The sequence below is a fragment of the Nostoc sp. DSM 114161 genome, from assembly GCF_052692665.1.
The window spans coordinates 7,113,646-7,126,585 of the sequence record NZ_CP195141.1; the positions used below are offsets into that span (position 1 = coordinate 7,113,646).

10 protein-coding genes, 1 tRNA gene and 1 pseudogene are annotated in these 12,940 nt (G+C 43.1%); 4 read left to right on the forward strand and 8 right to left on the reverse strand.

The window, feature by feature from the left end:
* Nucleotide 1: 1 nt before the first annotated feature.
* The 7 genes and pseudogenes from NSTC745_RS29575 to psbD form a co-directional block, all read right to left on the reverse strand.
* Nucleotides 2–820: pseudogene (locus NSTC745_RS29575) on the reverse strand (6-pyruvoyl trahydropterin synthase family protein); the annotation flags it as partial.
* A gap of 172 nt (nt 821–992) precedes the next feature.
* A complete protein-coding gene (locus NSTC745_RS29580) occupies nt 993–1,694 on the reverse strand; it encodes a J domain-containing protein (RefSeq protein ID WP_445634188.1) in 702 nt (233 codons plus the stop codon).
* A 15-nt stretch (nt 1,695–1,709) separates the two neighbouring features.
* A complete protein-coding gene (cysK, locus tag NSTC745_RS29585; RefSeq protein WP_096538345.1) occupies nt 1,710–2,672 on the reverse strand; it encodes a cysteine synthase A in 963 nt (320 codons plus the stop codon).
* A 77-nt stretch (nt 2,673–2,749) separates the two neighbouring features.
* On the reverse strand, nt 2,750–3,187 hold the full coding sequence (locus NSTC745_RS29590; RefSeq protein ID WP_445634189.1) for an RrF2 family transcriptional regulator: 438 nt from the start codon (nt 3,185–3,187) through the stop codon (nt 2,750–2,752).
* Nucleotides 3,188–3,958: 771 nt separating this feature from the next.
* A complete protein-coding gene (locus NSTC745_RS29595; RefSeq protein WP_445634190.1) occupies nt 3,959–5,677 on the reverse strand; it encodes an iron uptake porin in 1,719 nt (572 codons plus the stop codon).
* Nucleotides 5,678–6,310: 633 nt separating this feature from the next.
* Complete coding sequence (locus tag NSTC745_RS29600) at nt 6,311–6,592, reverse strand: 4a-hydroxytetrahydrobiopterin dehydratase (protein WP_445634191.1); 282 nt, start codon at nt 6,590–6,592, stop codon at nt 6,311–6,313.
* A gap of 679 nt (nt 6,593–7,271) precedes the next feature.
* Nucleotides 7,272–8,330, reverse strand: a complete 1,059-nt coding sequence (gene psbD / locus NSTC745_RS29605) for a photosystem II D2 protein (photosystem q(a) protein) (RefSeq protein ID WP_445634192.1) — start codon at nt 8,328–8,330, stop codon at nt 7,272–7,274.
* Between the two features lie 360 nt (nt 8,331–8,690).
* Here psbD and NSTC745_RS29610 point away from each other — a divergent pair, with 360 nt between their 5' ends.
* From NSTC745_RS29610 to NSTC745_RS29625, 4 genes are all read left to right on the forward strand, one after another.
* On the forward strand, nt 8,691–8,963 hold the full coding sequence (locus NSTC745_RS29610) for a hypothetical protein (RefSeq protein ID WP_445634193.1): 273 nt from the start codon (nt 8,691–8,693) through the stop codon (nt 8,961–8,963).
* A 13-nt stretch (nt 8,964–8,976) separates the two neighbouring features.
* Complete coding sequence (locus NSTC745_RS29615) at nt 8,977–9,654, forward strand: energy-coupling factor ABC transporter ATP-binding protein (protein ID WP_445634194.1); 678 nt, start codon at nt 8,977–8,979, stop codon at nt 9,652–9,654.
* A 366-nt stretch (nt 9,655–10,020) separates the two neighbouring features.
* Nucleotides 10,021–10,572, forward strand: coding sequence for an NYN domain-containing protein (locus NSTC745_RS29620; RefSeq protein ID WP_445634195.1), 552 nt, complete (start codon nt 10,021–10,023; stop codon nt 10,570–10,572).
* 145 nt (nt 10,573–10,717) lie between these two features.
* Nucleotides 10,718–10,789: transfer RNA gene (locus NSTC745_RS29625), tRNA-Asn, on the forward strand.
* A gap of 690 nt (nt 10,790–11,479) precedes the next feature.
* On the opposite strand, the gene NSTC745_RS29630 is transcribed toward NSTC745_RS29625, so the two are convergent.
* Nucleotides 11,480–12,325, reverse strand: coding sequence for a lysophospholipid acyltransferase family protein (locus NSTC745_RS29630; protein ID WP_445634196.1), 846 nt, complete (start codon nt 12,323–12,325; stop codon nt 11,480–11,482).
* Nucleotides 12,326–12,940: the final 615 nt, after the last annotated feature.

The window sequence follows — 12,940 nt, forward strand, 5'->3', positions numbered from 1 at the left end:
TACTGACGGTGAAATTAGTTTCCGTTCCGTTTTTGGCATAATCGGCCCAAAGTTCATGACTTTCAAACAGCCTAACTTTGTGCAGTTCGACTCCCAATTCCTCAATGGGTGAAGTCAGTAAATGATTGATGTAAAGTGAAATATTTTCAGTAGTAGGAACAATCTCGGCAAAGTAAGGAATGTCTTTATTTAAACAGGAGTGATCCAATGGCTCCACCGCATAATCTTCCACTACCCGCTTTAGAGCATCTACATCTACGATCGCACCAGTACGTGGGTCGATTTTCCCTTTCACAGTGACTTCCAGATGATAGTTATGTCCGTGAGTACGAGTGCATTTACCGTATTTCTCAGGACTGATATTAGGAGCTAGCCTATGGGCAGCGCTAAAGTGAGTACTAATGGTGAGATAGGCTTCCATACCCTCTCCCGTATAATCTGCCCAAAGTTCAGAATTTTCAAGCAACTGGACGCCAACTATAGGAAGGTGAGGTGCTAGCCGTTGCCAAATTACCCGTGCAATATTCTCAGTGGTAGGTAGAGTTTCTTGGAAATCTGCCCACACATCATTGAGATAAGAAAAGTCCAATTGGTTTGTAACTTCTCGCTTAATGACATGTTTTACATCCGACAAATTCAACACCATGCCATATTCGTCTACTTCTCCTCCAAGGGAGATCGATAAGACATAGTTATGCCCTTGTCCGGGAAATTTCGCTCTCACACCAAATTTCTCAATATTCTCGGCTTCACTCAGTTCTGGTAACCAATAACGATGACTTGCCGAAAACTGAGCGCGGCGATTAATAATGCATTTCATAAGTATAGTGGCAATAAAACTTCAAATTTCTTAACTTTTCACTTTTTCCAGCATAAACTAATTCCTGTCTCATTAGTCATCAGTCATTAGTTATTGGTCATTAGTCATGAGTTTTTTCTGCTTCCCCGCCTCTCCCCATGCCCAATACCCCATGCCCCATGCCCCATGTCCATTAACCAACTGATGCTTGTGCCTCACAGTGTAATCTGGTAGCTATGCGGAATAGTTCTTGACCTGTGTGCAAATAGCGCTCATCGTAGTTCAAAGGAAAATAACCTAACTCTTCAATTCCATCTCCTAATTGATCGAGGCTGTAGTACAGGTGAGCTGCTGTTCTTGCCAAACTTGGGGGATTCGGGAGAGAACGAAAAGTAATTTGTGCCTGCTTCAAGTCCTCACGACAGGTTTTTAAGTATTCCTGAAATTCATCTAACAACTCATCATCAAAAGGATCGGCAGCCAATTGTTCCATTTGTTCTTCTAAGGAATAAAGAATGGTACAAAGTAAGCGATTTACTGGTTGATAAACCTTACGCAGCCATTCTTCGACTTCCTCATCAGCATCGCGTCCTGTTTTGCGTGTTGCTTGGTAACGTTTTTGCGCTGATGCTGTACGCTGTTGGCGATCGCCATCTAATCTTCCAGACTTATCTTGCAGTTGTTGGTCATAATTGCGGCGATTTTGGTTGTCGCCTAAGACCTCATAAGCTGCATTGATGCGGATAATCTCCTCGCGATCGGCTGTTTCCTGATTGCTATCAGGATGAAATAACTTCACCAAGCGGCGATAAGCTTGCTTAATCTCCGCTTGGCTAGCATTTGGACTAACTTTGAGAGTTTCGTAATGGTTAGAAACGTGTTTAGAATTGACCATTAATTCAATGTATCGTTAGCTGACGCTAGCGGCTAACTTGGTCTCCAAGTCTTGGAACAGCGGCGTACTTAAATACCTTTCTCCAAAACTCGGCTGAATCATTACAATTAAACGTCCTTGATTTTCTTTGCGCTGAGCAACGCGAATTGCTGCACATAAAGCTGCGCCACTGGAAATTCCAGATAGTAGCCCTTCTTCTTTTGCCAAACGCCGACTGTAAGCGATCGCTTCTTCATCGGTGACCGCAATCACTTCATCAACTAATTTCATCTTTAGCACCTGGGGAATAAACCCAGCACCAATTCCCTGAATTTTGTGCGGCCCTGGTCGTCCCCCAGATAAAACTGGGCTATTGGCTGGTTCAACAGCGATCGCCTTAGCACTAGGCTTGCGTGCTTTAATCACTTCTGCCACACCAGCGATCGTACCACCTGTACCCACTCCTGCCACAACTATATCTACTTGTCCATCAGTATCTTCCCAGATTTCAATAGCTGTAGTTTCCCGATGCGCTTTTGCATTGGCTGGATTGCGGAACTGCTGCAACATATAAGTATCTGGCATACTATTAACTATCTGCTGCGCTCGGCTAATTGCCCCACTCATGCCTTCCATTCCTGGTGTTAGTTCTAGTTCCGCTCCGAAAGCCCGCAACATTGCCCGCCGCTCTCCGCTCATGGTCTCTGGCATGGTTAAAATTAAGCGATAACCCTTAGCTGCTGCTGCCATTGCCAAAGCAATTCCAGTATTTCCAGAGGTGGGTTCTACCAATACTGTCTTTCCAGGAGTAATCAGCCCCTCCTCCTCGGCGGCGTTAATCATACTTACCCCAATTCGGTCTTTGACTGATGCTGATGGGTTCATACTTTCTAGTTTCACCACAATTTCAGCAACACATCCTTCACTTTGGGGAATACGGTTTAACTGCACTAAAGGTGTACGGCCAACTATTTCTGTAATGTTACGAGCAATTCGCATAATTTATTCCTTAGTTATTTGTTATTTGTTATTGGGCATGGGGCATTGGTTATTCACTAATGACTAATGACTATTGACTAAATGTAGTACATGATGTCTAACTGCCGCCGGGAATCTATTTTTTCACAAAGATCCTGGAGTGTGTATTTTTGTAACACTGAATTTGCGGCGCGACTTGCTTCTTGCCAAATTTCATCAATAACTGAACTGTCTACCTTTTTGGGATTAAGGTCTTCTTCAGGCACCCTCACCTCCAACCCCTCCAAACATTCTAAAATCTCAAAAAGGATAATTTTTCGAGGTTCTCTGGTTAATAGATAACCACCTTTTGACCCCCGTTGACTCTTGACTATACCTCCACGCCTTAAGGTTGCTAGCAGTTGTTCCAAATAGCGATCGGGTATGTTTTGTTGTGTTGCAATTTCTCGAATTTGCAGTGGTTCGCCGCTTTCGTAATGGGCGGCTATCTCTAATAAAGCTAAAATTGCGTATTCACATTTACAGGATAGTTCCACAAGCAATAATCAGTTAAAAGTTGGGAGTTAAGAGTCGTTCAATTTGGGATTTTAAATTTTAAATTTTAGATTTTAGATTTTAGATTTTTCCATCAATCCAAAATCCAAGTTAAGCAGGAAGCACAACTTTAGTACGGCCCAAAATCTAAAATTGCCAAAGTTAGTAGGACTTACGCACTGAAGCCTCAAACTTCGATCCCCCTAACCCCCCGATAAATTGGGGGGAAGTCTAAAGCTACGCCACTTGCTCCAAGTCGGGAAACCTGCCCACCGCAGTGGCTCCCGAATTTATCGGGGGTTGTGGGATCTGAGTGCGTAAGTCCTAGTTAGAAGTTTTTACAGCCGATTTTAAGTTGATGAAGTACACAACCCCAGTCTGGTAGCCTGGGGTTAGGCCTATTTTAAGTAGAAACACTAAATTAAACTAAAAAAGAGCTTGCCGGGTTTCGACTCCGCGGAAGTTGAGCGTAGTCGAAACTCAACCCTCGTCTTTTCAGGGATCGAGCATTGAGCCTACCCTTCGGGATCTTGCTACGCGTAGCGTCTCCCCTTGGGAGAAGTCGAAATGCGTCTTCTAAATAATTGTGTCCACCTACTTACTTCCCAATTCTGGATTGGAGAATTTTACTGTAATTCTGAACTTACGACTCCTAACTTCTCTAGTATACTACGGTTCTCAACTGGGGTTTAGTTGTTGCTGCTATCAATAACAAAAAGCCCCGCCTCGTGGCGGGGAGCAATTAACTTAAATTATTGGCAGATTGTAATGCTCTAGAAGGTGAAGGTCGTTCTCAGCGTACCGATAATTGCATCGTCGTTAGCGCTGTTTTGACCAGGAGAGGTCAACCAAATCACACCAGGAGTGATTGAGACATTATCTGATACCTGGTACTTATAGAAACCTTCAAAGTGATAAGGTACGTCATTTCCAACAAAACCTGCTCGGTTACGTGCATAGGGTTCTGCACCAGCAAAAATACCTAAAACGTTGCCTTTTTTACCGAAATCAGGTAAAGCTACGCCAACACCGTAGCTCCAAGCTTCATAATCATCACCTGCACCGAAGCCTGTGACATCATGGTAAGAAACGAAACCACTAATTGATAGTTTGTCGCTGGGTCTAAAGGCAGCAGACACACCGTAGGAATTAGTTGAAGATCCGTTTGCAAGACTCAGAGCGTTAGCTTGTCCAGTACCTACTGCAACAATATCTCCGTCTGTAGTGTTACCAGAGTTGAACAGGAAACCACCTGCGGCATTATAACTATGAACGTAGGTTGCAGCTAAAGCCACGCGATCGCCTACACTAAAGTTCAACTGTCCTAAAGCAGCGTAGTCGCCGTTGGTAAGACCTGCACTCAGAGCGGGATCGTTAGCTTCTGATGCCAAGTAACCCGCAGTGATTGAACTATTTCCCAGAATACCGCCACCTTTACCCAAAGGTAGATTCAGCGCTATACCTGCACCACCACCAATTCGATAGATGGGGCTTTCAGAAGCAAAGGTTGACAGCGCACCGTTACCGCCGTCGGTTTGATCGAAAAAGTAAGGGTTGTTGACCGCGGCATAATGGCTATGTCGTCCGCCACTAGCTGCGAGGTAAACTTGGGCTGGGCCGATGGGAACTTCATAGGTCAATCGGTCTATTCTGACGCTGTTGCTACCAGTGCCAATGCCAACTTGATATGTTTGTGTCCCTTCAGCAGTATTAATAGGAGCACCAGCTTCATCAATTTGTGAAAAGGCTAGTGCATTACCAGCAGCAAGACGGGTATGCAGCACGTCTCTACCAGTGAAGCTGGTTTGCAAGTCTAAACGTACTCTGTCTTGGAAGACTGTGTTGTTAGCATCGCCAGTGTTACCGCCAAAAATATCACTAACAGCAAAAACAGCTTCACCGACTAGCTTGGTGGTAGTCGAGAACTGATTGGCTTCTAATTCCGCGGTGCGTGCTTCTAAAGCATCTACACGACCGCGTAGGGTTGCCAGTTCTGCGGAAAATTCTTCTTGTAACCGTTGTAAGGTTGCTAAGTCTTGTTTGGTTACCAAGTCGGCTGTTGCTGTCGCAATCAATTCGTTGACTCTATCCAAACAAGCATTCAAACCAGCGGCAAATTCATAACGGGTCAAAGCACGGTTACCGCGATAAGTGGCATTTGGGTAACCTGCTATACAACCATAGCGCTCAACCAAGGACTGCAATGCTTGGAATGCCCAATCGGTGGGTTGTACATCAGAAAATTGCGAAACTGATGTTACTTGGGACTGGGAGTTATTTTTGTTGCCTTCGTTACTGTAGCGGTTAATCTGGTCTAATGTTGTTTGAGCCAAGATTTCTGGCTGTTGGGCAACTTCAGTGACAGATGATTGTTCCGCTGGTGATACTTCAGCGGTTGTATTTGGAGCCGCAATTGCTGTTGTTGAAACTAGTAATGTTGCTCCCAAGACTGCTGGGCTAACCAATAAGGATTTCCACACGAGATTAGACATCTTTTCTTTACTCCTCACACCTTGTATAGATAATTGGGTTTCTTGCACCTAATTGTTAAAAATGCGGCATCTCATTTTGAAACCTGTGGATGAGGCATGAATGCCTCTATTTACGATTTTAGTTTTCGCAAAGCTAATAAACGATTAACTTAGAGTTAAAAATTGATGTGATTAACTTATGCAAAAACATATCCTTATATCAAAATATTATAAAACATTAAATTGAGATCGCAATATAGAAGCGATCGCCTTAATAACTGTCACACATCAATCATTTATGTATCCAAGTAGGGAGTAGGGTTTGAGGCTATGGCCGATCGTAACTTAGCTCGATTTTTGAAAGCTTTAGGCACCGAGCAGCTTCTGGTCAGAGATTGGACGTTGCATCAAGGCTTGACAATCAGAAACTACACAGCATCTGCGAACTAATCACTCAATTATGCAAAATAAGTTCTTCTAATGTTTTTGTAACAAACACAAGATCGAATATTAATTGCACCCATACATAAATATCTAAAAATCAAGGATTTGAAATAGACATAGGGTGTGGGGCATTGGTCACATTTTTTATTTACAAGCAAAAAATGACAAATGACTAATCAAATAAGCTGAACTTCATGTTCAAAAATTCAGTTACTGAATTTGGGAAATCACTCCAGCAAGATCGAAGTCATTCTGGGTGAGGCCACCTGCATCATGTGTTGTAAGTATAATCTTGACTTTGTTATAAGAAATCTCTATGTCTGGGTGATGTCCTGCTGACTCAGCAGGTTCAACAAGCTTGTTGACAAATCCAATTGCTTGGATAAAATCCTGAAATTTACGAGTCGTCTGCAACTTTGCCCCTTCAACGGCCCAACCTGAAAGAACCTTTGCTTGTTCTTGAATTTCTGCTTCAGTTAATAGTTGTGCCATGTTGAAAAATTCCTAGCTATATGTTGGTTACATCTTAAATATCATGAACCAAACTTTTTTGATTCTGCACGCAGAGAGATGAGAGATTGATACTTTATTAATTTAACTTTTGAAAAATTTTAGCGCTTTGGCTTTACTTGCCCCAGGTATCACGATCTGAGTTTTCAAAAGCAACCACCGTTCGAACAAAAATTACCCCAAAAAACTATCCGCTCTGATTGAGATCGGGCGATCTTAGTCAGAGCGGTCTAGCGGGTCTTCAGGTTGCAACCAGACTGCCGGAAGGAACTTCTAGCTTAGCCTAGCTACTTGAGCTAACTTAGTCTCTCAAGATGACTAAGGCTAACTTTTAAAGAACAGCCCCGGCACGCAGCCGGCTAACTGCAACCTGATGACCCATGCTTTTACTACTTTCTATCATGGGCATCACCTCCTTGTTGCCTAAGCGGTCTTAGTCTCAAAGGGACAGAGCATTTCGCTCTGGGTTTATAACCTTCACCTAAGATAACACATAAATTTAGAGTATTAACCATAAATATAAAAAAATCTCCCACCTTTTGGTGGGAGAAATTGGAATATTGACGCCTACTCGGCATTAAGCAAGGAGATTATTTAATTTAGGCGGTGTCAATATTCAGCCAACCACAACTGCGATCGTGGTTATGGTTGGTTGTTGTAATTAGAGAGCGTTACCGCGAGGCAGAACTTCTTCAGGGAATACAAATTGTTCGTGGATCTGATCTTGAGGAGCCATCCAAGCGCGGATACCCTCGTTGAGCAAAATGTTTTTGGTATAGAAAGTTTCAAACTCTGGGTCTTCCGCCGCCCGCAACTCTTGGGAGACGAAATCATAAGCCCGCAGGTTGAGTGCCAAACCGACAATACCAACCGCTGCCATCCACAAGCCTGTGACTGGCACAAACAACATAAAGAAGTGCAGCCAGCGCTTGTTGGAGAAGGCAATACCGAAAATCTGCGACCAGAAACGGTTTGCGGTCACCATTGAATAGGTTTCTTCTGATTGGGTAGGATTGAACGCCCGGAAGGTGTTAGCTCCATCTCCGTCTTCAAACAAGGTGTTTTCGACGGTGGCTCCGTGAATCGCACACAACAGCGCACCACCCAACACACCTGCTACTCCCATCATGTGGAAGGGGTTGAGGGTGAAGTTATGGAAACCTTGGACAAATAGAATGAAACGGAAGATTCCGGCTACACCAAAGCTGGGAGCAAAGAACCAAGATGATTGTCCCAAGGGGTACATCAAAAATACACTGACGAATACCGCGATGGGAGCTGAAAATGCTAACGCGTTGTAGGGACGAATTCCTACTAGCCGCGCAATTTCAAATTGGCGCAACATGAAGCCAATCAAACCGAAGGCTCCGTGTAGGGCTACGAATGTCCACAATCCACCCAATTGGAACCAACGGGTGAGGTCGCCTTGGGCTTCTGGTCCCCACAACAGCAATAGCGAATGTCCTAAACTGTCTGCTGGGGTGGATACTGCCACTGTCAAGAAGTTACAGCCTTCCAAGTACGAGGAGGCTAAACCGTGGGTGTACCAAGAGGTGACGAAGGTTGTACCTGTGAGCCAACCGCCTAATGCTAGGTATGCACAGGGAAATAGTAGTAATCCCGACCAACCTACGAATACAAAGCGATCGCGCTTGAGCCAGTCGTCTACTACGTCAAACCACCCTCTTGTACTTGGGGCGCGTCCAACTGCGATGGTCATTAGAGCAAATCTCCAAATGTTATAAGTACAGGTTGTATCTGTATTATAGATAGCTATTCATAAGCTTCTCTACAATGCAGAAAGTTAACCAAGTCGTTAACCTAGTTTACAATTTTTTACTAACCTTTAATCATTCTAAGTGCAAATTTCTAATTTTTCTAGATAATTTGTCATAAAAATTAACTATAGGTAGATATGAGGGAGTAGACAATGGGGCATAGGGAAAGGGAAAAGGGAAAAGGTTAAAGGGAAAACAAAAATCTTTCCTTTGCCCCTTCCCCCTTGCCCTTTCCCCTTTCCGCAAGAATCAGTCAGCTGACGTTAAAATGAGTGCTACAGTTAAATTTTGATTAATGCTAAATGTTTACCATCGACTTAAGCATCAGAAACACTGCTTTCCCGATCTCAGTACAACGTAAGTCAGCCGAGGATGCTGAGGCTGTCTATCAGTTAATTTTGGCAGCGATGCGTTCTGGCAATCCTGACATAGTGGAGCTAAAGTGCGAGGGCAAAACAGAGAAGAAAATTGCTGTACGTGCTAGTGAAATTTCTGGGGTACAGATTGTTCAGAAAGATGGTGTAAGCACTGCTAGTGGCAGACCACCTGGCTTTTTCGCTCTAGCTGGTGAGTAACCAAGGTTGACAAATGTCTCAAGTGGGCATCGAGGTCAAGGATTTAAACTTCAGTTGGCCTAATGGAGAGAAAGTAATTAAATCTTGCTCTTTAGAAGTTCCTAAGGGTGAGTTTTGGATGCTTTTGGGTACAAACGGCAGCGGTAAATCAACTCTACTGAAGCTGGTGGCGGGGCTATTAGCTCCGAAATCTGGCGAAATTCGGGTTTTGCAGCCTGTTGGCTTTGTCTTCCAAAATCCCGATCATCAACTGGTGATGCCAACAGTTGGTGCTGATGTGGCTTTTGGATTGGTGGAAGAAAAGTTGTCTCCTGCTGCTGTGAGAGTCAGGGTTGAGGAAGCGTTGGGGGCGGTAAATTTACTCACCCTACAACGACGGCCAATATATGCGCTTTCTGGAGGACAGAAGCAACGAGTTGCCATCGCTGGTGCGATCGCCCGTCGTTGTGAAGTCTTATTATTAGATGAACCCACTGCTCTATTAGATCCAGATAGCCAACTGGATTTAGTGGCTGGTGTCCGTCGTCTCGTCAAAAGTCGAGGTATCACAGCCTTGTGGGTGACCCATCGGTTAGACGAGCTAGATTACTGTGACGGCGCTTTTTTATTAGAAAAAGGTTCTCTTGTGGATAGGGGTGAAGCCCAACGCCTTAAGCAACGTCTGATGCAAATACACAGTGAAGCGTCTTGATTGAGTTTGTCATTGGTCATTTGTCATTAGCCAAACAGGGCATTGGGTATGGGGCATGGGGCAAAGGTGAAGGAGGAAAGGAAAGATCTCTGTTTTCCCTTTAATCTTTACCCTTTTCCCTTACTGAAGCTATGTCTTCATCTTCCTTGTCTCCTCATCTCCCCATCCTCCCATCTCCACTCAACACTACTAAAACGCGCTTAAAAAAAAAAGGCGCGTTTTATGTTATTACCTCTGTCTTAAGGTCAGTTTTATAAAGCTGGGGTGTTTTTTGTCTTATGTAACATAGTGTTACATACAATGGATCAACTATTATAAAAATTATGAATGAATTTTGCTAACTCTAGAAAATTGTGATTAAAAACCATGCCCCGTTCGTTACTCCAAGCCGTTTTGTTAGTGGACGGCTACAATATAATAGGCGCTTGGCCTTGCTTGAAAAAAACCCGTGATAGCGTTGGATTAGAGGCCGCACGAAACGAACTTGTGGAAGCAATGACTGGTTACAGTGCTTTTCAAGGTTATGCAACTCAAATAATTTTTGATGCCCAATATCAAAATTCTTCTAGCAACAAAGAAATTATTACAGAGCTTTTATCTGTTTACTACACTGATTTTGGGCAAACAGCAGATACTTATATTGAAAAATCTTGTGCGTCTTTTCGCCAGCAAATAGCTCAATCTTTAATTTCTCGCGTGATCGTCGCCACTTCAGATCGAGCGCAGCAGTTGATGGTGCAGGGGTATGGGGCTGAATGGCTTTCGGCACAACAACTCTGTGGCGAGGTGGAAGCTACGGTTTGTCGGATGCGACAAAAATATCATACACGCAAACAATCAAAGAGTAGATTTTTAGCCAATGCGATCGACGCCAAAGCACGGCAGCGTCTGGCTGAATTACGAATGGGATTACAGTGAATCTTAGTATCCAAAAGCCTTTGTTTAGCTTCTAGAGCGGGTTTTGGGTTGCGAAAATTTATAATTAAACATTTTTAATAAAAAAATTAGCTAAAGTACTTGCCAAATCCTATCCCTTAGGTTTAAGATTATAAATCGTGAGCGTTCCTCAGTAGCTCAGCGGTAGAGCGATCGACTGTTAATCGATTGGTCACTGGTTCGAATCCAGTCTGGGGAGTTAAAAAATTAATAGTCACTCAATTTTTGATTGGTTATTTTGTATTGACCCATACCATATGGGTACAGTGGTTGGAGATTTTGAGTTTTTGCTCAAAGGATTTATTGCAGCCAGTAAGGGCAGCAAAATACTTTACGATCTAAAATCTCAAATTGGCACGGTCAATATTGGCAAATTTATGTTTGCTCTATTTCTGCCGTCAGAACTATTATTGGGAGAATCTCAATTTGAGAAAATTGGATGCTCCCAAATATTAGACTTCTTGCAGAAGTCGGGAAAAGGGTAAGTGGAAAGGGGGAAAGGTTTGGTATTTTCCCTCTAACATGAGTCCTTTTCCCACAAGAGTGCAAAAGTGCCTTTTGCACTCTTACTCCATGAGTTGCACGCACAAGGAACAATGAAAATATCTTGGTTTTCCCAGTCACCAGTCCCCAGTAAAGAGTCCCTATTTTCAAGGCAGGTCTATTGTTCTTTTAAGCCTGCGACCTTATACCAATTTGAAAAAAGAATGCGACATATGGAACAAACCGCTCACCAACCCTCCCCAATGCCTTGGGGAGGGTGCCGTTAGGCGGGTGGGGTATCTGTCGCAAACATTTTTTGAATCGATATTATTTCAAAGCAGGAGATAGTAGAGGTAAGGGGGATTTGGGTTTTGAATGATAACTCGAAACAAATTTTGCAAGTCCCCTATGAAGCAGATAGTTTTATTAGATTGTCTAACTCTTGCTGCATCTGATTAACAACGAATTCATAACATTCGTTGACATACTGGCGATCGCAGGCTGCTTGCCGACCATAACGTTCAAATACAATGGGAGGACAAACCCGCGTGTACAACTTTACAGGTAAAGGAATGTTAGGCAACGGCCCAATTGCTAATCCCCAAGGTAACCCCAGATAAATGGGAAAAACTTCTGGGTCAATTCCCAATAGCCAAGGCATTCCCCATTCGTGGAGCTGTTGCACAATTTTGTAGCAGTCAGCAAGCACAATTAGCGTATCGTGGGCACCCCAAGAAATCACAGGCACAATTGGCACATTTTCCCGCAAGGCTAACTTGATAAATCCTTGTCGTCCCACAAAATAAATTTTGTTACGCAAATGATGTGGTCGAAAGACATCTTCGGCTCCGCCTGGGTAAACTAATACGCTAGCTCCAGACCGCAAAGCAGTGTAAGCCATTTTTGGATGAGCTATAATTGCTCCAGCTTTGGCAACCAGTTGGGCTAGTGGTGGGCTAACTTCCCAGGCTTTGGGATGCATTAATCCATAAACGGGTCGCTCCACACCAAAGCGTTGGAACCAATCGTACATCATCATTGTCATGTCTGGAGCTGCGAGTCCTCCATTGTGCGAACCGACAAACAAAACTTTTTCTTCAGGTCGAATATTCTCCCAACCACTAGTTTGAACTCGGAAATAGTAGTGATAGAAAAAGCTAAATAGGGGCATCAGAGATTTGATGAACTTTGGATCTCGCTCATCCAATGACCAACCGAGTTTTTTGTTTAAGAGATGTTGCTTTTTTGACATCGATAGATTCTAACAGTACTGGTAAAGATCGAATCATCCTTTACCGTGGCAGCAAAATTCCAAAATTTTTGCCGTTTGAAAAGTAAATTCAACAGCGTAGCAAATTTTGTAGCTACCGATCTATTCTCTCAGCGATCGCCTGCAATAAATCTGCTGCTTGGTGGTGGCCGATCGATATTTACCTTTACATAGCTGCATGAGTATTTGATGGATTCTGTCAAGTAGATAGAACAATCCCAGAAGTAGAAATGTATCGTGGCGAAACAATATGGCACGAGTTAGATATTCAAAATTGGCTGATTTATGAGTCCACAAAAACAAATAGCGAAATATTTAATATAGTTTTATGTCTGTGGGTACTTCACTGTAAGTTTGCTGGATTGATCGGGTAGATTTTGAGGCGATCGCCACAATTTTCAATTTGCAGTGAACTCATCTTTTGCATATACAATTTACGTATTCTAGAAGACAAATTAGCTTTATATCGAGTTATTTCTTTGGATGGACGATAAAACTAATTAGCAAAGTTACATTTTAATTAAGCGCTATTTCATACTCATGGTTGCACTTTGAAAGCTCTCAAGAAATATTTTGAGAGCTTTATTAAATCAAATT